The sequence below is a fragment of the Chryseobacterium sp. WG14 genome, from assembly GCF_024586945.1.
In the GTDB taxonomy this organism is placed as follows: Bacteria; Bacteroidota; Bacteroidia; order Flavobacteriales; family Weeksellaceae; genus Chryseobacterium.
The window spans coordinates 353359-373088 of the sequence record NZ_JALCZD010000003.1 but is presented as its reverse complement, the minus strand read 5'-3'; the positions used below and the strand labels follow the sequence as shown (position 1 = coordinate 373088).

General features: G+C 36.4%; 20 protein-coding genes. 8 read left to right on the top strand and 12 right to left on the bottom strand.

What is annotated here, in order from left to right; all coding sequences use genetic code 11:
• Nucleotides 1-48: 48 nt before the first annotated feature.
• The 3 genes from MP478_RS07720 to MP478_RS07710 all read right to left on the bottom strand — a co-directional run bounded on the left by MP478_RS07720 (nucleotide 49) and on the right by MP478_RS07710 (nucleotide 3087).
• On the bottom strand, nucleotides 49-1188 hold the full coding sequence (locus MP478_RS07720) for a hypothetical protein (RefSeq protein ID WP_047495386.1): 1140 nt from the start codon (nucleotides 1186-1188) through the stop codon (nucleotides 49-51).
• 25 nt (nucleotides 1189-1213) lie between these two features.
• The gene (locus tag MP478_RS07715) at nucleotides 1214-2050 is read right to left on the bottom strand and encodes a TssN family type VI secretion system protein (RefSeq protein ID WP_373567393.1); all 837 of its coding nucleotides are present in this window, start codon (nucleotides 2048-2050) and stop codon (nucleotides 1214-1216) included.
• 119 nt (nucleotides 2051-2169) lie between these two features.
• On the bottom strand, nucleotides 2170-3087 hold the full coding sequence (locus tag MP478_RS07710) for a type VI secretion system baseplate subunit TssG (protein WP_257188830.1): 918 nt from the start codon (nucleotides 3085-3087) through the stop codon (nucleotides 2170-2172).
• 412 nt (nucleotides 3088-3499) lie between these two features.
• Between MP478_RS07710 and MP478_RS07705 the strand changes: the two genes are divergently transcribed.
• The 5 genes from MP478_RS07705 (at nucleotide 3500) to MP478_RS07685 (ending at nucleotide 8260) form a co-directional block, all read left to right on the top strand.
• Nucleotides 3500-4291 (top strand): S1/P1 nuclease, encoded by a 792-nt coding sequence (locus MP478_RS07705; RefSeq protein WP_257188831.1) that lies wholly within the window; start codon nucleotides 3500-3502, stop codon nucleotides 4289-4291.
• A gap of 277 nt (nucleotides 4292-4568) precedes the next feature.
• Nucleotides 4569-5435 (top strand): RNA polymerase sigma factor RpoD/SigA, encoded by an 867-nt coding sequence (locus tag MP478_RS07700; protein ID WP_002979276.1) that lies wholly within the window; start codon nucleotides 4569-4571, stop codon nucleotides 5433-5435.
• A 516-nt stretch (nucleotides 5436-5951) separates the two neighbouring features.
• The gene (locus MP478_RS07695; RefSeq protein WP_257200090.1) at nucleotides 5952-6548 is read left to right on the top strand and encodes a hypothetical protein; all 597 of its coding nucleotides are present in this window, start codon (nucleotides 5952-5954) and stop codon (nucleotides 6546-6548) included.
• Between the two features lie 11 nt (nucleotides 6549-6559).
• Nucleotides 6560-7060, top strand: coding sequence for a GNAT family N-acetyltransferase (locus tag MP478_RS07690; protein WP_257200089.1), 501 nt, complete (start codon nucleotides 6560-6562; stop codon nucleotides 7058-7060).
• A gap of 81 nt (nucleotides 7061-7141) precedes the next feature.
• The gene (locus tag MP478_RS07685; RefSeq protein WP_257200088.1) at nucleotides 7142-8260 is read left to right on the top strand and encodes an FAD-dependent monooxygenase; all 1119 of its coding nucleotides are present in this window, start codon (nucleotides 7142-7144) and stop codon (nucleotides 8258-8260) included.
• 117 nt (nucleotides 8261-8377) lie between these two features.
• On the opposite strand, the gene MP478_RS07680 is transcribed toward MP478_RS07685, so the two are convergent.
• From MP478_RS07680 to MP478_RS07650, 7 genes are all read right to left on the bottom strand, one after another.
• Nucleotides 8378-11146: a multicopper oxidase domain-containing protein gene (locus MP478_RS07680; protein WP_257200087.1), complete on the bottom strand. Its 2769-nt coding sequence runs from the start codon at nucleotides 11144-11146 to the stop codon at nucleotides 8378-8380.
• A gap of 89 nt (nucleotides 11147-11235) precedes the next feature.
• Nucleotides 11236-11709, bottom strand: coding sequence for a DUF3347 domain-containing protein (locus MP478_RS07675; RefSeq protein WP_257200086.1), 474 nt, complete (start codon nucleotides 11707-11709; stop codon nucleotides 11236-11238).
• Nucleotides 11710-11826: 117 nt separating this feature from the next.
• Nucleotides 11827-12207 carry a hypothetical protein gene (locus MP478_RS07670; RefSeq protein WP_230038937.1) on the bottom strand — a complete coding sequence of 127 codons (381 nt, stop codon included), beginning with the start codon at nucleotides 12205-12207 and terminating at the stop codon, nucleotides 11827-11829.
• Nucleotides 12208-12378: 171 nt separating this feature from the next.
• Entirely contained in the window at nucleotides 12379-14580 is a 2202-nt protein-coding gene (locus tag MP478_RS07665) for a TonB-dependent siderophore receptor (RefSeq protein WP_230038935.1), read from the bottom strand.
• A 44-nt stretch (nucleotides 14581-14624) separates the two neighbouring features.
• On the bottom strand, nucleotides 14625-15434 hold the full coding sequence (gene kdsA / locus MP478_RS07660; protein ID WP_047495421.1) for a 3-deoxy-8-phosphooctulonate synthase: 810 nt from the start codon (nucleotides 15432-15434) through the stop codon (nucleotides 14625-14627).
• 105 nt (nucleotides 15435-15539) lie between these two features.
• Nucleotides 15540-16301, bottom strand: a complete 762-nt coding sequence (locus tag MP478_RS07655) for a hypothetical protein (protein WP_257200085.1) — start codon at nucleotides 16299-16301, stop codon at nucleotides 15540-15542.
• A complete protein-coding gene (locus MP478_RS07650) occupies nucleotides 16298-16726 on the bottom strand; it encodes a MarR family winged helix-turn-helix transcriptional regulator (protein ID WP_257200084.1) in 429 nt (142 codons plus the stop codon). The genes MP478_RS07655 and MP478_RS07650 overlap by 4 nt, the downstream gene beginning before the upstream one ends.
• Before the next feature lie 220 nt (nucleotides 16727-16946).
• Between MP478_RS07650 and MP478_RS07645 the strand changes: the two genes are divergently transcribed.
• A complete protein-coding gene (locus tag MP478_RS07645) occupies nucleotides 16947-17195 on the top strand; it encodes a hypothetical protein (RefSeq protein WP_230038929.1) in 249 nt (82 codons plus the stop codon).
• A gap of 243 nt (nucleotides 17196-17438) precedes the next feature.
• On the opposite strand, the gene MP478_RS07640 is transcribed toward MP478_RS07645, so the two are convergent.
• Nucleotides 17439-17807 carry a hypothetical protein gene (locus MP478_RS07640; RefSeq protein ID WP_257200083.1) on the bottom strand — a complete coding sequence of 123 codons (369 nt, stop codon included), beginning with the start codon at nucleotides 17805-17807 and terminating at the stop codon, nucleotides 17439-17441.
• Nucleotides 17797-18351 carry a DNA-3-methyladenine glycosylase I gene (locus MP478_RS07635; RefSeq protein WP_257200082.1) on the bottom strand — a complete coding sequence of 185 codons (555 nt, stop codon included), beginning with the start codon at nucleotides 18349-18351 and terminating at the stop codon, nucleotides 17797-17799. The genes MP478_RS07640 and MP478_RS07635 overlap by 11 nt, the downstream gene beginning before the upstream one ends.
• A gap of 145 nt (nucleotides 18352-18496) precedes the next feature.
• On the opposite strand from MP478_RS07635, the gene MP478_RS07630 reads away from it, so the two are divergent.
• Together MP478_RS07630 and MP478_RS07625 are read left to right on the top strand one after the other, a co-directional pair.
• A complete protein-coding gene (locus MP478_RS07630) occupies nucleotides 18497-18796 on the top strand; it encodes a hypothetical protein (protein ID WP_230038923.1) in 300 nt (99 codons plus the stop codon).
• 121 nt (nucleotides 18797-18917) lie between these two features.
• Nucleotides 18918-19727, top strand: coding sequence for an enoyl-ACP reductase (locus MP478_RS07625; protein WP_047495453.1), 810 nt, complete (start codon nucleotides 18918-18920; stop codon nucleotides 19725-19727).
• The last annotated feature ends 3 nt before the right edge of the window (nucleotides 19728-19730 follow it).

The following is a 19730-nucleotide window of genomic DNA, read 5'->3' as shown; positions in this document are numbered from 1 at the left end:
TAAAAAATCCCGAATTTTCATCCGGGATTGATATTATATTACATGAAGTTAATCTAAAACACTCCATCCTCTCTTCGGATTGGTGTTGGTAGAAACTTCCTGTTCGTTAACGATAATATTCTCTTTTCTCTGACCGATATAATCAAGTTCGCTTAATTTAGAGAAGATAGTCTCCAAACTTCTCAGCATCTGCTGGATATAAAGCAACGGCTCACCGCAATTGTGGTGGTCATAATTGGTTTCAGCTACAATAGAAAGCTGGTTCAATAAAGTATGTGGTGCAATTTCACTCCACTCCAAACTGTAATTCAGCATTTCTTCCAGTTCTGCAGGAACCAGAAGCTGAGTCGCATTGTATAAATGAAGAGCCAGCTTGGCAAAAGACTCAATCAAAAATACAGGCGGCTGCCAAGGGGTAATATTTCTGAACTGAAAATACATATCTCCAAAAGTATTAACCATGGTACTGCATAAAAATTTAACATTCTGTGCCAATGCCGTATTCTGGTTTTTATGAGAGGTCTTTTGAATAATCTTAAATGCATACTGCTGAAGATTTCCAATAGACTTCGCAAAGCTGCCATAATAATCTACTAAAGCCGGATGACTCTGAACAGAAGTACATGGAGGGATAAAATTGGAATCTACCTGAGCAATATTTCCTTTCAAATCAACTTTACCAATGATCAGATAATTTCCTCCGGAATAGCTGCTGTTGAGCGATGTTACAGGAAGTAATTCCAGGTGGTGATTCGGCTGGGCATTAGGATGGCGTGGTGGAATTTCCTCAGGATCAATATCCCCGAAAGGAACTTTATCAAAAGGATTAACAGATATCAGAATATAATAATCTCCGTCTGCCTGCTCTTCATTCATCGTTTTTGCTAACGACTTTACACTTATTCTCCTGTCCGTCAATTCAATACGGTATCCAGCCATGGTAACAGCACTGCATCGTTTGATGACAAGCTGTACATCATTGGTTGCCGTGTTATGAACATCAAAAATAGTGCGGTCCGTGATCTCAGTAGAGATAGGTAAAAGTCCGTAATTATATGTAGTAATTCCAAGTGAATTGGAATCTCTGATGGTATCGATTAAGAAATTATCCTGATCATTAAGGTGTCTTTGGGAAACTTTCATCCCATCTACCCAATTGATTGCAAAATGTTTTATTGGCTGTATCATGTTAAATACTTTTTAGTTTTTGTGATTATGATTTTCTTAAAACTCCTTCCTCTTCATGCTGAATGACTCTTTTACAGATCACCACTTCATTCTCAGAAATGCTGTTTGTAGAAATATCCTGGTCAAAATCTATATATTTTCTAAAGCTGAAAAATGATTTCTTAGTATAGAAGATCCAATAATAAGGCTCCGCTTCCTGATCTGAAAGATGAATAACAGAACCTGGATTTTTGTGGTTGTAGTCATCTACCACTCTGTAAAACCAGTCTCCAAAAGTAACTCCTGTAGGAAGTGTTTTGGCTTTAATTCTAAATCTGTTTGTATCTTCTAAATTCTTACTTAATTCAACATTAAGGACCATTAATCTGTCAAAATCTGCTCCTTCAAAATCCGGCAGCTTCTGATCCGGAGAATATCTCCATGTTTTATAAATATCAAAAGGAATACTGATAAGCTGCATATAACAGTAATAGAATACCATTGGAACAACGAAGATCAGTATACTGGTAGCAGCCATTACCGCATATCCCGTACCTTTACTCATCCAGTTAAAGATCAGCGTAAACAGGAATCCCCCAAAAACAATACACGTTAATGAAAGTATAGATTCAAATAAAATACTCATGGCCAGAGAATCTATATGCTTTTTAAAATACTTATGCAGCAGATTAACGTGAATAATCCCCAAAATAAGGTAAATAACCTGTGCAATAAGATACCAATACGGATTAAATAAATTTCCGGCAAATCCAAAAACACCCGGAATAGCCAGACATAAACTGCACAGAAGTACGTATACAATAATTACTTTAATTTTTATCGCAGGTTTGTTTCTCCTGATTATACCGAGTATAACCATCATAATAACTGCGATTAAAGGCATTAAAATATACCTAAAAAAAATACCCTTTACTGAAGAAATTTCCATTTGTTTCTTTTCGAATTTATACTTTGTTGGTAATTGTAAATATATAAAATAATTTAGAGAAATGTAGAGTATCCAAGGCGATTGGCATTTCTATCATCATCTTCCAGACTGAATGAATATTCTAGCTTTTCTGTAATAAAGTTCTCTTCTACATCTACGGTTACAGGCAGAAAATAATCATACAGAATCTGCAGCACCTGCCTGAACGGATTTCCTGGGATGTATTTTTTCATCTCCAGATAAGGAATAGGCCCTATATTGATTACCCAGTTCCGCTGCCCATCCATATGTCTTCCACTGGGAATATAGGTAACTCCCAATCTTGAATTCCCCAATAACATGGAGTCATCATTCTTCTCTAATCCATCAATGATATTGGGAGAAAAAGTAACTTCTACCGGTACCTGCAGAAAAGCCGTCATACATCTTTCAAACCATTTCTTATCTCCTCTGATCTGATGAAAAAAGGGTAAAATATGCATGAATATATAAGCATTCTGTTTATCCAGCATATTGATCAGTGGCCAAAGCTCACTTACTGTTTCCAGTAAAGCATCCGTATTGCTCGTGATCTCAAATTCAGATTCTTTAAGCAATGCACTTATTTCCGTAAAAAATACCTCCAGCTCAAAAGGACGGAAAAACTTCCGTGCATCTTCCTCTACTCTTTTCTGTTTACGGATTTCCCGTACTACCGTATCAACGTTCTTTCTTGACGCGCCCAGAGACGGTGGATGGAAAAGTCCTTCCGGAAGGTAATCATAGATACCTTCCCTATAACTTTCTATAGTAAATACCTCTTCATCAAATCCTAAATAGCTGCTCGAAATACTTTTAATATCTTTCAGATAGGCACGGTCATTTACCCCGATCCGCTCAATAAATATATTGCTTACAGCCCTGTGATATCTCAACAGATTAACTGCCACTGCTTCAGCCTTAAAGTCTGTCTGCAGTTTATTGTAATTCATGTCTACAATATTATTCTCATGCATAGTGTTTCCTGTGATTATGACTGGTAAAGATAATATATCTCATAAGTTTGAAAAAATATTTTGCTAATAATTTTATCCTAAAAATACTAATTTATTGACATTAAAAGGAATAATATTAAGTAAATTCCGTAAAAATACGGTAAACACTCACTTCACTCCCGTCTTAGATTTTCAAATTGACAGCTTATAATCAAATACTTAAAGCTTACGTGATCGCTATTACAGGATTATACCACGTAAAAGAAACAAAGCATCCTATGTTTGATATACCCACCTCTTTTTATTGCAATCCTATTTTATTAACAAATATTATAGAATAATTTTACTATTATTCCATGTTCATTCGGAAAGCGGCCGTATCTTTGCAGCCTGAAAATTGTTATTTAAAATGAAAAGTATTTATTCTAAAATTCTGATTTTAGCATTCATCTCTTCTTCACTTTATTCTTATGCGTGGGGATTGACGGGTCACAGAGTTATTGCAGACATCGCAGAAAACCATCTTTCGAGAAAAGCCAGAAGGGAAATCAAAAAAATAATGGGGAAAGAGCGTCTTGCTTATTGGGCAAACTGGCCAGACTTCATTAAATCTGATACTACAGGCACCTGGAAGCAAGCTTCATCATGGCATTATGTAAATATTGATCCACAGACTGATTTTAAGGCTTTTGATCAAAATTTAAAACTTCAGGCCGGCCCAAGTCTCTATACTCAGGTCAATACTTTATCCAGCCAGATCAAGGATAAAAACACATCTGAAAAAGACAGAAAGATTGCATTGATCTTTTTAATCCATATTATGGGCGACCTTTCTCAGCCGCTGCATGTAGGAAGAGCTGAAGATCTAGGTGGAAACAGAATCAATGTTACTTATTTCGGAGACAAAACCAATTTACACTCCGTTTGGGATGGTAAGCTGGTAGATTCACAAAAGTACAGCTATACGGAATATTCAAAACTTCTGGATATTAAATCTAAGGAAGAAGTGGCACAGATTCAGTCCGGAACACTGGAAGACTGGCTGTATGATTCTCATAAAATTGCCAACAAGATCTACGCACAGACGCCTAACGATTCGAAATTATCTTACGAATACCAGTACAAATTCAATGATACCCTGGAGAGACAGCTTCTGTACGGAGGGTTGAGACTGGCGAAGGTATTGAATGAACTTTTTTAAGGTAAGGAGTGAACCATAAATAATACTTATGATTCATCCTAATATAATAAAAGCGGAACTACGGTTTCGCTTTTTTTGTTTGAAATCATCGGGATTTTACAGCATGCAGTTCAAATAAAAAAAAATGCAAAATGACCTTTTAAAGCCATGAGAGGTACAATTTACAACTATTTTCTGAATCTTAAATTAAATAAATAAAAAATAATTGAAACGGGTGTAACCTTTTTATATGTTGAAGCGTATTATATATAGTAACTCTTTTTTGAGGAAAAAATAGATGAGACAATTAAAAATCACCAAGCAGGTTACCAACAGGGAAACTGCTTCATTAGACAAGTACTTGCAGGAAATTGGTAAGGTAGAACTAATTACTGCGGACGAAGAAGTAGAATTGGCACAAAGAATACGTGCGGGCGACAGAGCAGCACTTGAGAAATTAATCAAAGCCAATCTTCGTTTCGTAGTTTCTGTATCTAAACAATACCAAAATCAAGGTCTTTCTTTACCCGATTTGATTAATGAAGGTAACTTAGGATTGATGAAAGCGGCAAAAAGATATGATGAAACCAGAGGTTTTAAATTTATTTCTTATGCAGTATGGTGGATCCGTCAATCAATTTTACAGGCGTTGGCTGAGCAGTCAAGAATTGTAAGATTACCGTTGAATAAAATTGGTTCCATCAATAAAATTAATAAAGCTTACGCTCACCTTGAGCAGGAAAATGAAAGACCCCCTTCTCCGGAAGAATTGGCTGAAGTTCTTGACATGAGCGAAGAGGATATTAAAGAATCTATGAAAAACTCCGGAAGACACCTGTCTATGGATGCACCTTTAGTAGAAGGTGAAGATTCTAACCTTTATGATGTACTACGTTCCGGAGAATCTCCAAGCCCTGATAAAGATCTAATGCTTGAATCTCTTCAAATTGAAATTGAAAGAGCATTGAATACGTTGACTCCAAGAGAGGCTGACTTGGTAAGATTATACTTCGGACTGAACGGAAAACATCCAATGACTTTAGAAGAAATTGGAGAAACTTTCGATCTTACCAGAGAGAGAGTTCGTCAGATCAAAGAAAAAGCGATCAAAAGACTAAAACACAATACCAGAAGCAAGATTTTGAAATCTTATTTAGGTAAATAATTTTAGTAGTACAACATTATATAGCGGAGTCTGTTTTTCAGGCTCCGTTTTTTTATATAAGTCTGTTTAAACTTGCTAAAGTGTTTTAAATATTGCCAATGTTGAGATTTATAGAGTGATGTATAATAGTGTTCTGTTTGTCATCCCGTAGGAATCCAACCCTAGTGGATTAAAACTTTCTTGTAGTCACAAAAGTTTTTAAACACTTGAGTTATTAAAGTTTCCAGCTTTGCGCATATAAAGCACACTAAAGTTTTAAGAAAATCTTTGATTTTCATCTTATGTGAACGTAATTGTGCGGTATTCCTTTAAACTTTCTAAAGTATACTAAAGTGTCTAAAAAAATAAAAACTTTGATTTGTATTCAATTATGCAAACCGCGTAACAAATTTCAATTTGCTATCAACTAATTAAAATCATACGCAGTCATCTTCACAGAAAAGAATTAAATGTTTACTTTTAATTGTTGAGATACGGTGTAACAATTATGATACCTATTACTTAATAAAACCTACTATGAAAAAAATACTTTTCGCTTCTACCCTGGCTCTGTCCATACTTTCCTGTACAGAAAATAAGCAACAGAATCCACCTCTTGTAGAAAATGCTGTTGACAATGCCGAGTCATCCGTTTCAGGCTCTTTTAAAAGTTATCGTGAAATTGGCACAAGTGTAGACAAAATCTATTTCGAATTAATTAAGAATGATAAAAATCTTACAGCTCTCAATTCCAGAGTAGTGAAAACTTTTGAGGAAACAGAAAAAGCTTTAGCTGTATATAATAACATACTCAACACCTCTGAATCTTTTTATCAGGATGCCCATTATCAGATTAAGGCCATCACAGATTCACTGGTAAAACAGCAGATAGAAAAAGAAATTACCGCCAGCTCTGACCGGTATAAGCTTAAAGTAAAAAATATAACAGACCGTATCAGCCAAATCACTAAAAACAATGAAACACTGACCAGTACATATACTGCATTCAAAATCAGAAAAACACTTCCTGAGATTGAAAAATACCAAAAAGCCCATCCTTTAAAAACAGATAGTTTGGATCGCATCATTACTAAGCAGAATCAATTGCTGGAAGAATTAAAAAAATTAAAATAATACAATCTCTCATGGAATATACTACACAATGGCTTACTGATAAAGCCCGCGTCAAGGAGCTGGTAGATTTTTTTATTACCCATAAAACAGATTCTTACATTTCCCATGGTGAAATGATGTCCGGCAGAGCTGTAGATGCTTACCATTGGAATCCCGATCTTGAAGTGATTCTGACGGAACAATTGATCACTGATTTTAATTCCGACGGCAGTTCCAGGCTGAATATTCTGATTGCAGAAAATGAGAACGGGGAAATTGTCGGGATGATGGTTTTCAATGTGATCAACAGCCCTTTTAAAAAATATGCGATTTTAGAGGATATGCTTCTGGACCAGTCTGTGAGAGGTCAGTCTCTTGGAAGCAGACTCTTGGAGAAAGCCATCCATGAATCTAAAAACTGGAACATTAGCTTTATCCTATTGGAAAGCGGTATCAATAATCACGGAGCTCATAATTTTTTCAGTAAATATGGTTTCAAAAAAGTATCAGAGAGTTATATTTTAACATTATAAATTAAAATACATAGAGTCAGATTTTATCTTCCATAAGATTCTTGCCCCTTAAAAATGGTATAACAGGAAAAATCAATGTTTATGAATACTATTTCAATCATAGGAGCCGGCATTGGCGGTCTTACCCTTGGAAATGTACTGAAACAGCATCCCTATGATTTTATAATCTATGAATCTGCCCGGGAAATAAAACCTGTAGGAGCAGGCATTATGATGGCTGTGAATGCCATGCAGGTATTTGACCGGTTAGGTTTAAAGGAAAAAATTGAAAAAGCAGGAAACAAAATCCACAGGATCACCATCGCTAATGAATCCCTACAGCCTATTTCAAAAACGGAGATCCTGGGACTGGAAAAAAAGTATAATTCCTGTAATGTCGCTATCCACCGGGCAGCCCTTCAAAAGATTCTTGTGGAAAATATAGGATCAGAACATATTCAGCTCGGATATTCTCTGCTGAAAATTGAAAAGAAAGAAAACTATGCGCTGACATTTGAAAACGGAACTCAGAAAGAAAGTAAGATCATCTTTGGAGCAGACGGTATAAAATCTCAAGTCAGGAGTCAGATCTTTACAGCCGGTACTATCCGGAATTCTGGGCAGAAATGCTGGCGCGGTCTGGTAGACTTTGAGCTTCCTGAAAAACACCACCAGGAGGCATTTGAAGTATGGGGAAAAGGGAAACGGTTTGGATTTGTGAAAATTTCAGAGAAAAAAGTCTATTGGTATGGCTGCATCAATGAGAAAAGTTTTGACCAACACATTATGCCCGCCGATATTTTCAGTGACTTTGATTCTTTAATTGTAAAGCTTATCGAAGCTACCGCAAAAGAAGACATTATCTGTAATACCATTACCGACCTCGCTCCTATTCCTCAATGGTATACAGACAACTTATGCATGATTGGTGATGCCGCCCATGCCACCACTCCGAATATGGGACAAGGTGCCTGTCAGGCCATTGAAGACGCTTATATTATCGGAAGGTTACTGGAAAAAAACAGTGATTTTAATGCTGTTTTTGAAGAATTTCAAAAGATCAGAAGAAAGAAAGTAGATTATATTGTCAATACAAGCCGAACTATCGGAAAAGTCTCTCAATGGGAACATGGAAATTCATTGCGCAATTTTTTAATGAGGTTAATCCCCGAAAGCACCAACCAAAAAATGGCAAAAAAAATTATAGAACTGGAAATGTAAAAACTTTATTTTCGTGCAGATTAAGAATAGGCAGTTCAAACAACAAGAGAACATCATCTTCAGATATTCTCTTTATTATAGTAAAAAGACTGGCTTAGTGAGCCAGTCTTTCTTTCATTAATAGGTTAAAGTAAGGCCGGCTCCCCAACCCATTTCATTATCATAATTTCCGGAAAGGGATAACCATTTTTGTACGATATATCTTATTCCCGTTGAAAATTCTCCATCGGAATTAACACTGAAATTACCTCTGAATCTTCTGGAAAGTGGAATATCTTCCCTGCTCAGCTCCAATAATACTTTTCCATTATGGTCTACACTTGCATCTGCTGTAATCAACATTGGTAAGACGTATTGCATCCCGACAATGAAGGCATATTTACTTTTTGAAGCCTTCTGTTGGCCAAACCAGGATTTCTTACCATGAAAATCCATTCCCATATCCTCGGCCATCTGTCTTTCCATAATCTCATGATTCTTCTGGATTCTCACTCCGGCATAAGGAAGTGCCCACTGGAACTTTCCTAAGAATCTTCCCACTTTTACATTACCTTCAAAGTGATCAAAATTCCAGTTGGAATGAAACTCATTAAGATTGGCCCATCTTGGCCCGAACATCGTCATTGTTTCTGCATGCATCTTATTGCTGGCAACATCCAGCATAGCCATAGAACTGATCATTTTATTGTCCTGCAGGAAGTTTTTCCAGGCCAGCTTTCTATTAGGCAGCTGTGGATTGGGTTTTGAATTTTCATAACTGAATATTCTTCCCATCCCAGCCATCATATGATACAGGATATGACAGTGGAAAAACCAGTCTCCATCCTGATTGGCTGCAAATTCAATAGTAGTGGTTTCCATTGGCATAATATCCACTACATTCTTCAGTGGAGAGTATTCCCCTTTTGAGTTGATCAGCCTGAAGTCATGACCATGCAGATGCATAGGATGACGCATCATGGAGTTATTATACAGTTTGATTCTAAGGATTTCTCCTTTTTTAATCATAATCTTATCTGTTTCTGTAACTGTTTTATTATCTAAAGTCCACAGATAATGGCTCATATTCCCTTCCAGGGTAAACTTCATTTCACGAACACTGTCTGCCGGAAGAATTGTTTTTTCCGGAGACTTCAGGATATTGTAAGACAGCCTTTTGATGGTCTTTTCTTCCTTCATATCCATTCCTGCATGTTGAGAATGATCTTCTTTTTTATCCTCTTCTTTCGTTTTTACCCCCATCATCTCATTCATATGCTTCATGGTCATTTTCCTTTGACTTTCAGATAATTCCGGGTACATCACTTCATTCATATCCATCATTTGATTTCCCATCGTCATATTCATCGGCTTCATATTTCCGCTCATTTCCATCATTCCGTTCATCATCTTCATTCCTTCAAAAAGCATTAACCTTGGTAAATTGGGAGCTTCTTTTTTTTCACCGGAACCCAGCCAAAGGGAGGCATGCCCTATCCTGTCTTCTGAAGTGGCCCTGAACTCAAAGCTTTTATTTTCAGGAATGGTGACTTCAATGTCGTAAGTTTCGGAAACCCCGACAATCAGACGGTCTACTTCTACAGGAACTACATCATTACCGTCATTTGCTACTACTTTTATCTTGCCGCCTCCATAATTAAGCCAGAAATACGTGGATGAACCTCCATTGGCCACTCTTAATCTTACTTTATCCCCGGCTTTTAAATTGGAATAATCTGAGCTGGGAGTACCGTTAATCAGAAATTTATCATAGTATACATCACTCACATCCATAGCCTCCATCCTTTTCCATTCATTCAGGGCTTTGGTTCCAAAATTTCCGGACTTGATAGCTTCCCAATAACTCTGAACAGCATTTTTCTTTATGGCATACCAGTCTGTATTGGCCATATGCAGCCTTCTTGCAATCTGCATAGGATCATCATCACTCCAGTCTCCCAACAATACCGGTATTTCAGCATTGTATTCTGTCTTAGGTTCTCCTTCTCTCTTGTTAAATACCAGAATCCCATTCATTCCTATCTGCTCCTGAAGTGCCTCATGGGAATGATACCAATAGGTTCCATTCTGAGAAATCCTGAACTTGTACAGATGGGTTTCTCCAGGCTTCACAGGTTTTGTGGTAAGGTATGGAACTCCGTCATGTTCATTGGGTAAAATAACACCATGCCAGTGGAGCCCTGTATTTTCCTTAAGCATATTGTGGAGATAGATTTCGGCAGTATCCCCTTCAGTAAAATACAGTGTCGGAGACTGAAGCTTTCCGTTGATCGCAATAGCTCTCCGGTTTTTCCCGGTAAAATTGACGATGGTATCTTTTACATATAAATCATAACGAACTGTTTTCCCTCCAAAACTAAGTCTGCCATTTTCAGAATTTCTTTTTACAACAGGACTTTCATCTTTTGGGGTTTCTAAAGCAATGTGCTGATGTTCTTCTTTTTCCACCAGCTCCATTCCGCATTTAGGACATTTCCCCGGTTTATCTGAAATGATTTCAGGATGCATAGGACAAGTGAAAACAGATTGTTGTTTAGATACAATTTGATTTTGCGTTTTAGCCTTTATATCAGACTTTATCACCTTCACTTCTTGAGCTTCATTCGCCTTACTTACTTTTTTAACATCAACCTTCTTTTTTATTTTAGCTTCTACCGGTTGAGATTTTATCACTATTTTAGGTATTGATTTTTCCTGTGGTTTTGCTACGGCTTTAGGTTTTACGACAACCGTTTTCTTTACCAGAGTCATTTTACATTTCGGACAGTCTCCAGGTTTTGGAGAGACTACTTCCGGATGCATCGGACAGGTATAATAGGTTTTGGTTGTTTGCGCAAAAGTAAAGACAGAAAACAAAAGCAGCAGAAATATGATTAGTTTTTTCATAATTTTCCGAACTTTTAGAAGTTGCATAACTTAAATCAAATTATAACTTAAGATATACAACTTATTATTTTAAAGTTAAATACAAAGTATTATTTAATTTCCGACTTTACACTTCCGCAAGAAAGCATAGCTTTACCATAGTAGGGATTGGCAATCTGTTTTTCATCGCTCAACCAGCTTCCGTCAGCCATTGGGCAGTATTGTACGTACACCGGTTTTTCTGAAAGTTTGAACTCTTTTGTCAGCGCAATCATATTGTCTGAAAGGTTCAGGAAAGTTTCTCTTTGAGCGGTAACGCTTCTAGCCTCGGAGATCGCTGAAGCATCTTTTCTAAGAATATTAAGATTTCCTTCTGATACTGCCTTATAATCTACAGTTGAAGCTGTTTTAATGAATTCTGTAGCCGCTTTTGAGGTTTTATCTGCATCATCGGAAGCCAGGGCCGATTTGATGGCAATATAGTTCTGATATAGTTTTGAAACCTGAGCGTCTTTTTTAGACTGTGCAGAAACTGAAAGGATTGAAAATAAAGATAGGGCTGCTGTAATGATATATTTTTTCATTGTTTTAAATTTTAGAATTAATTTTTAATAAAGGAATATTAAAGACACATCAGAAAATGCGTCAGAGCGTGTCGTCTGTAACGATATGATCATCATACCGGAAACGACGGACGTATTCTAAATTCTAAAATTACAATGATGGATGTAAATAGGAACCGGTTGGTATTCCGGAGGCCCATTGATCTGAATTTGAGTAAATTTTGAAGCTGAAAAAGATTTGTCAGCAAAGAAAAACTGGTGTGTAACAGGGATTTCAGAAATTTGTCCTAAAAAGTTAATACTAATCAAATCTGATTTTTGAGAATCATCAACTTTTACAACTTTAATTTCTGTTTTACAACATCCCTTTTTCTCTTTAACACCACATTTTCCACAGATGTCACTTGTTTTCTGGCTTACAGAAACAAATTCCTGCATACAAAAATGAACACTAAATGCTGCTCCGGAAGAAAATCCGAAGTAGAAAATAGAGAATAATATGGCAAGAATCTTTTTCATTGACAGGACAAAGGTAAAAATATCCGCGAAACCGTTGTTATAAAATTCGGTATTGTTGTTATAAAATTCTGGTTTATTAAAAAAGCTCCGGAAAATATCCCGGAGCTTTTACTATTTTTTAGTATTTCATGGGATTGAGTATATCTACAAAATCCATTTAACGTCTAAGTTCTACAGTTTAAACTCTAACTTAACATTAAAGAAACGCCCTGTAAGACGTACGGGAACCGGATACATAACATTAGAGTTATAATCAGTGATCCACTGATTAGCTACCGTATTGTTTATATTAAATGCATTGAAAACCTGAACTCCCAGTGTTAGCTCCTCGAAGTTACCCCAGAATCCATATCTTTTCTTTTTATCCTTTGGATCAATAAAAACTTTCGATAATCCAAGATCTACTCTTTTATAAGCAGGCAATGTACTCTGATACTGATAAGGGTTTGTGAAAACAGGTGCTCCGTTTGGAAGCCCCATAGCATATACCAATGTAAGATTAACACGCATTGAAGGGAATCTCGGCATATAATCCTGATAGAACATAGCAAATCTGAAACGTTGGTCCGTAGGTCTTGGGATATTTCCCTGCCCGTCTATATTCTCAAATACCCTTGCATAACTTGCAGACAACCATGAGTCTACTCCGGGAACAAACTCTCCGAATAATCTGGTATCAATACCATAGGCATATCCGGTAGCATTATTCTGCCCTGAATAGCGGATTCTTACATTATCCATATAATAAGGAATCAGGTTATCCATTTTTTTATAATAGAGTTCTGTAGTAAGTTTAAACGGCCGGTCATACATCTGGAACTCGTAGTCGTTAGCAAGAATTAACTGTATCGAACGCTGAGACTTTATATTGCTGTTGAAATTCCCATCAAGGTCTTTGATTTCCTTATAGAAAGGAGCCTGATAATAAATCCCTCCTGAAACTTTAAATAACATATCAGATTCCCAGTCCGGTTTTATGGCAAACTGAAATCTTGGTGAGAATATTGTTTCTTTATTAAAACTCCAATTGGCTACCCTGGCTCCGGCATTGATGAATACTTTACTGGCTCCCCAATAAAATTTTTGTGAATACTGTGCGTAAGCGGATAATCTTGTAGGTTCAATATTATTGGCACCTGCAATATAATACGCCAGCTTAAGATCTCCGGTTGTTCCCCTTGGATCTACAATAGGCCTTGGAAGGCTATATCCTGCCGAATCTACAAGTTTCCATTCGTTGGTAAGATCTTTTAGATTTTCTTTTTCATATTTGAATCCAACTTCTATATCCGTATTGCTATTAGGAGAAAAACGGGCCCTGAACTGTGTTCCGTATGTTCTTACAAAAAGATCATTTCTGGCATGATCTATCTGTGCCCCTGCATCAAAGCTGGGAAGCGGATCTTTTGTAATAGGATCAAAAGTCTGCAGCTTATAGCCTGACTGTATGGAATAATACTCTTTTTCCCTGTTTTGGTAAGCAAAACTATCCAATGTAAGTCTCCATTTATCAGATGGTTTATAATTCATGGAAAAAGTTCCCATCATATTTTTATACTGGTCCTTTTCCTGCCCGTAATAATTGATGTATACATTGATAGGCTGCTGAAGTGTTCCAAAAGTAACATCTTTTGCTTTGGGAACCATTTCATAATCGTTCTTGGAATAATACCCGATGAATGACATGGAGAATTTATCATTCACATGATAATTGATATAAGACTGAAAATCCCAATACGTTGGGTTAAAGTCTGTATCTTCATTCAGTGTATTTAAAACAAGATTGGTATTTCTGTATCTTCCTGAAAATAAAGCCGTAAGTTTTTTATTTTTTGAAGCAAGCCCTGTTGTAAGCCTTCCTCCAATTAAACTTGCCTCCCCTGAAAGCTCAAACTTTTCAGGTTCTCGGTAATAGATATTTAATGCGGAAGACATTTTATCTCCATATTTAGGTTCAAATCCTCCTGCTGAGAAGTTGACTGTTGAAACCATATCCGGATTAATGATGCTCATCCCTTCCTGCTGAGAGTTTCTTACAAGGAAAGGTCTGTAAATCTCAATATCATTGATATAGATAAGGTTTTCATCATAGTTTCCACCACGCACCATATATTGGGAAGAGAGCTCAGTATTTGAGTTTACGGAAGGAAGGGTTTTAAGCAGCCCTTCAATTCCTCCACTTATAGAAGCTACTGCTTTAGCCTCTTTGGCTGAAATTTTTACGTTGGTAAGATCGTTTGTTCTTCCTGTTGTTTTTTTCTGGAATACAACTTCCTCAATATCGGTTACTTTAGTCACCGTATCCTTTTTTCTTTGTTGGGAGAAAATAAGTACGGGAACTATAAGGCTTAACGGTAAAACTAGTTTTTTCAAAAGAAATGTTTTAAGAATTTCTAAAATTAATGTTTTTTTAACAATTACAAAATTGATTCTCTAATTCTTGTTAATTTTTGCAGTAAATCTTCTAATAAATCCAGTCTTAGCATATTGGCCCCATCAGACAATGCTGTTTCAGGAGTAGGATGTGTTTCTATGAAAAGGCCATCTGCACCTACCGCTATTCCAGCTTTAGCCACTGTTTCAATAAGGTCTGGTCTTCCTCCTGTCACCCCTGAGCTTTGATTAGGCTGTTGTAATGAGTGGGTAACGTCTAAAATGACCGGAGCATATTCTCTCATCGTGGGAATACCTCTGTAATCTACGATCAGATCTGTATATCCAAAAGAATTTCCTCTTTCAATGATCGCTACTTTCTGATTATCAGAATCTGTAATTTTCTGAACGGCAAACTTCATCGCTTCCGGAGACAGAAACTGTCCTTTTTTCAGGGTAACACATTTCCCGGTTTTTGCTGCGGCTACCAAAAGGTCTGTCTGACGTACCAAAAATGCAGGGATCTGTAAAACATCCACGTACTGCGCTGCCAGTGCTGCATGCTCATTTTCATGAATATCCGTTGTAGTAGGAATATTGAATGTCTCCCCTACTTTTTTAAGGATTTCAAGAGATTTTTCTTCACCAATAGAGGTAAAAGAATCTACTCGACTTCTGTTGGCCTTTTTAAAACTTCCTTTGAAAATATAGGGAATATTGTACTTGTCTGTGATCTCAATTACTTTTTCTGCAATTCTTAGGGCCATATCTTCCCCCTCAATAATACAAGGTCCGGCAATAAGAAAAAAGTTTTTTGAATCTTTGTGTTGAATATTATCTAAATATTGAATCATTATTGTTGTAATTAAAAAGTTCAGTAAAAATACTTATAAAGTTTCAGACTTGGAAATTATTTGGAAAGAGAGTGGAGTTTAGAGGTTGGATAAGAACCTTGGAGCTTATAGATGAAAATACCTGGGATCAGGATACTGGAAAACAAAATCAAGTTCTGAAATTAACTTTGAAGACATAACTTTCTTTCCCTGTATTTCACCGGCTTCAGTATCCGGCAAATTCTTTTGGGCCTGAATTACCTGATTTTTTGACGGATGCATCGGAGCGGTCACATTATAAAGTTTTCCTTTTGTCCCTTTTTCTATCATTTCTGAGATCACTCTACAGCTATCAGCGTAGTGAATATGGTTAACTGCAAAATCCGGATTGGACACAGTATAGTTTTTAAGAAGCCTATCATCTCCCATCAGACCTCCCAGTCTTAGAATATTCACCTGCGGATATGTATTTCTTACCAACCTTTCTCCCGAAACCTTTTCTACAGGTACATCTTCTTCGGTTACCTCTTCCGGAACATCCGGATAAACACCTGTAGAGCTCATGAGAAACATCTGTCCTTTGAAATCACCTATAAATAATGATAAATTCTGAATTCTGTTGTACAGCGAACTTACACAGCAGCTTCTTCCTGAAACCGGAATCGTAATAATTAAAACATCCAGATTTTGAATTTCTTCCCATTCCGGATAAGGTTCTGCCAGCTGATAATCCATAAAATGAGCCACTACTGCATGAAATCCTTTAGCATTCAGTTCATCAGCTTTATCCTGTGTAGTGGTGGTAGCATATATTCTATATCGGTCAGACATAGCTGTTGCCATTCTTTCTCCCAGCCATCCGTAGCCTATAATTCCTATTTTTTTCATATATCTGATATTTTCTGAGAGGAAAGCATTTCGTCCAATGCAGCCATTAAACCAGTTTTCGTTTCTTCATTGAGATGTATACATTTCTGAACAGCTTCCGGAATATGTTTTGCCTTTTCCTGAAGTATCTTTCCGTTTTCTGTGAGGTTTATAAGCACTACCCTTTCGTCCTCTGTACTTCTGGTTCTCGTTAGAAGGTGATGGGTTTCCATCCGTTTCAGTAAAGGAGTTAAAGTTCCGTTATCCAGATGAAGATGTTCTCCTATTTTACCAATATTCATTTTTCCATTCTCCCATAAAACAACCATGACCAGATATTGAGGATATGTCAGCGAAATTTCGTCCAGGTAAGGTTTATACAAACCTGTAATATACCTTGAAAGCGCATATATTTTAAAGCATAAATGTTCGGAAAGAGCCATCATAAATTTTTTATTAAGTAACAAAAATAACTTATTTATTTTGTGCACAATATTTTTGTTTACAATATTTTTCCTATGAGAAAAGAATAGCTGTTACAGAAGTACGACTACACTTTAGTGTAAAATTACTATGACCCGTTTATTTTTTCACCTTTTTCTTATTTATGACTTCACTTTATTGTTAAATTCGCAATAACTAAAACCTTTAAAACTAACATTAAGCATGAAAAACACTAAGCTATCCGGCTTGTCTATTGACGAGCTCACCAAAGAAGATAAAAAGCGGTCTGCTATATTTATTTCGTACTGCATTATTGTAGGAATCATGATTGTCGCTTCAATTTATGCAACGCTCAGGAACGGTTTCAGCATCATCAGTTCCCTCCCTATATTTTTCATTCCTATGTATCTCACCATATGGAATAGCCAGCGGGAAATACGTAAAGAGATCAAATCCCGAAAGTCCAATTAAAAACTTTTTACAAAATGCAGAATAGATGGTTAAACTGTACTTTTCAAGAGTCTTATGATTCCCTTTACTTTTATGCTCTTCGTAATGCTTATTGGGTATTTATCCGCTTTTATCGCTACAGTATTACCTTAATTTAAAAACTAAATCATAAAAAAGCCTTCCAAATTAGAAGCCTTTAACACCATATCAACTATAATAAATACATTATTATTCAAATACACTTCCCTTTTCTCCCAGCTTAAATTATCCGTTTACATCCAGCTTAGCAGAAGTATTCGGAGCAACAGTGCCAATTCCTACATTCGCATTATTATTTCCCAAAACAATGGCATTGGCCTGTGAAGTGGTCGCTCCATATCCTACAGCTGTTGAATATTTTCCCAGAGCATTCGCTTCGGAGCCTACAGCCGTTGAATTTTCACTATTGGCAACAGCATTATATCCTAATGCCGTTTCACTATTGGTATTGGTATTTGTTTTTGCATTATACCCTACTGCCAATGACTGGAAACTTCCTGCAGAGGAGTTGTTTCCAATAGCTGTAGATTCATTTTTACTGGTTTGGGCATTGTATCCTATTGCTGTAGATTTAAACGTGTGTTCACCTAACAAAACAACTTTTGATATGATCATTTACCATTCCGGTCGCCTGCATATGAGCATATACAACGGTAGACCCCATAAATTTGAATCCTCTTTTCTTCAGATCTTTAGATATATTATCTGAAATTTCTGTGGTTGCAGGAACATCTGCCAAAGTCTCAGGTTGATGATCTATAGATTTTCCGCCTACAAAATTCCATATATATTGAGAAAAGCTCCCGAATTCTTTTTGTACCTCCATAAATTTCTGAGCGTTGGTGACGGCAGCCAGTATTTTCAGCCTGTTTCTGATAATCCCGGAATCATTCATTAATTCTTCTATTTTATGCTCAGAATACACAGCCATTTTCTGATAATCAAAATGGTCAAAAGCTTTTCTGAAGTTTTCTCTTTTGCTGAGAATCGTATACCAGCTTAAGCCCGCCTGAAAGCTTTCAAGAATCAGAAATTCAAAAATAGTTTTATCATCATATACAGGTCTTCCCCATTCCTTATCATGGTATGCTCTGTACAGATCATCTTTTTCACACCATCCACAACGAATTTTTTCCATAGATTAAAAATTTACAGGTTTAAAGTTAATATCCATTTTAGAAAAAATAAAAAAAGATTATGAAAAATTTAACAATATCACATCTTTTTAGGAATGGTTATTGTTTATTTACTAATACACAATTCAAATTACAAAATATAATATTATGAACAATTCAGAGTATAACAAAGCGGAAAATGCAGTGAACAATGTAGAGAACTCTTTACAGAATGCTTCAGATCAGGCCAAGTGGAAAATCAATGAATTGGCAGACAGAGCCAAAGATTATATTAATGAGAAGAGGAATAACGATCAGGAAGCTAATCAGGAAGACTGGTTAGACAGGGTAAAAGCTAATGTTTCAGATGCCTGGGAGGATATCAAAGATAAAGCAGATGAGGCCTGGGAAAAAACCAAAGATGCAGCAGAGGATGTAAAAGCAGAATGGAACAAGAAAACCAATTAATAATTTCAGTCATATAAATATTTTCAATAAAATGGAGTCTTAAATTGATAAGGCTCCATTTTTTATTATGTCATAACCACAATTATTGCTACATTTGTATTTCAATAAACATTAAAAAATTATGTCATACGGTTTACTTAAAGGCAAAAAGGGGATTATTTTTGGAGCCCTTAATGAACAATCTATCGCATGGAAAGTTGCTGAAAGATGTCATGAGGAAGGTGCGGAATTCATCTTATCTAACGCTCCTATCGCTTTGAGAATGGGAGAGCTTAATGGTTTAGCAGAAAAAACAGGTTCTGAAGTGATAGCTGCTGATGCTACTTCTATAGAAGATCTTGAGAAACTTTTTGATGCTGCAACCGCAAAATTCGGAAAAATAGATTTTATCCTTCACTCTATAGGCATGTCCGTAAATGTAAGAAAAGGAAAACATTATACTGAAATGAATTATGACTGGTTAGAAAAAGGTTGGGATATTTCAGCTGTTTCTTTCCATAAAGTAATGCGTGTAGCTTGGGAGAAAGACTGTATGAATGAATGGGGAAGTATTTTGGCCCTAACTTATATTGCAGCTCAGAGAACTTTCCCTGATTACAATGATATGTCTGATAACAAGGCTTATCTTGAAAGTATTGCAAGAACTTTCGGAAATTACTGGGGGGCGAGAAAAGTACGTGTTAACACAGTTTCTCAGTCACCTACGCCTACTACGGCAGGTAGTGGTGTAAAAGGTTTCGGAGGTTTCCTTGGATATGCTGAAGATATGTCTCCGCTAGGAAATGCTACAGCTCTTGACTGTGCTAACTATTGTGTAACTTTATTCTCTGATCTTACTCAAAAAGTAACTATGCAGAATCTTTTCCATGATGGTGGTTTCAGCAGCTCAGGGGTTACCCAGAAAGTAATCAGCAAGTATGATGTTGAATAATTA

What these genes read in the sequence shown, in the direction of transcription:
- MP478_RS07650 (WP_257200084.1), bottom strand. Translation starts at nt 16,726, where the DNA reads ATGATGGCTCTTTCCGAACATTTATGCTTTAAAATATATGCGCTTTCA.
- MP478_RS07715 (WP_373567393.1), bottom strand. Translation starts at nt 2,050, where the DNA reads ATGATGGTTATACTCGGTATAATCAGGAGAAACAAACCTGCGATAAAA.
- MP478_RS07710 (WP_257188830.1), bottom strand. Translation starts at nt 3,087, where the DNA reads ATGAATTACAATAAACTGCAGACAGACTTTAAGGCTGAAGCAGTGGCA.
- MP478_RS07720 (WP_047495386.1), bottom strand. Translation starts at nt 1,188, where the DNA reads ATGATACAGCCAATAAAACATTTTGCAATCAATTGGGTAGATGGGATG.
- kdsA (WP_047495421.1), bottom strand. Translation starts at nt 15,434, where the DNA reads ATGATTCAATATTTAGATAATATTCAACACAAAGATTCAAAAAACTTT.
- MP478_RS07690 (WP_257200089.1), top strand. Translation starts at nt 6,560, where the DNA reads ATGGAATATACTACACAATGGCTTACTGATAAAGCCCGCGTCAAGGAG.
- MP478_RS07685 (WP_257200088.1), top strand. Translation starts at nt 7,142, where the DNA reads ATGAATACTATTTCAATCATAGGAGCCGGCATTGGCGGTCTTACCCTT.
- MP478_RS07675 (WP_257200086.1), bottom strand. Translation starts at nt 11,709, where the DNA reads ATGAAAAAATATATCATTACAGCAGCCCTATCTTTATTTTCAATCCTT.
- MP478_RS07700 (WP_002979276.1), top strand. Translation starts at nt 4,569, where the DNA reads ATGAGACAATTAAAAATCACCAAGCAGGTTACCAACAGGGAAACTGCT.
- MP478_RS07705 (WP_257188831.1), top strand. Translation starts at nt 3,500, where the DNA reads ATGAAAAGTATTTATTCTAAAATTCTGATTTTAGCATTCATCTCTTCT.
- MP478_RS07645 (WP_230038929.1), top strand. Translation starts at nt 16,947, where the DNA reads ATGAAAAACACTAAGCTATCCGGCTTGTCTATTGACGAGCTCACCAAA.
- MP478_RS07635 (WP_257200082.1), bottom strand. Translation starts at nt 18,351, where the DNA reads ATGGAAAAAATTCGTTGTGGATGGTGTGAAAAAGATGATCTGTACAGA.
- MP478_RS07680 (WP_257200087.1), bottom strand. Translation starts at nt 11,146, where the DNA reads ATGAAAAAACTAATCATATTTCTGCTGCTTTTGTTTTCTGTCTTTACT.
- MP478_RS07655 (WP_257200085.1), bottom strand. Translation starts at nt 16,301, where the DNA reads ATGAAAAAAATAGGAATTATAGGCTACGGATGGCTGGGAGAAAGAATG.
- MP478_RS07625 (WP_047495453.1), top strand. Translation starts at nt 18,918, where the DNA reads ATGTCATACGGTTTACTTAAAGGCAAAAAGGGGATTATTTTTGGAGCC.
- MP478_RS07630 (WP_230038923.1), top strand. Translation starts at nt 18,497, where the DNA reads ATGAACAATTCAGAGTATAACAAAGCGGAAAATGCAGTGAACAATGTA.
- MP478_RS07670 (WP_230038937.1), bottom strand. Translation starts at nt 12,207, where the DNA reads ATGAAAAAGATTCTTGCCATATTATTCTCTATTTTCTACTTCGGATTT.
- MP478_RS07695 (WP_257200090.1), top strand. Translation starts at nt 5,952, where the DNA reads ATGAAAAAAATACTTTTCGCTTCTACCCTGGCTCTGTCCATACTTTCC.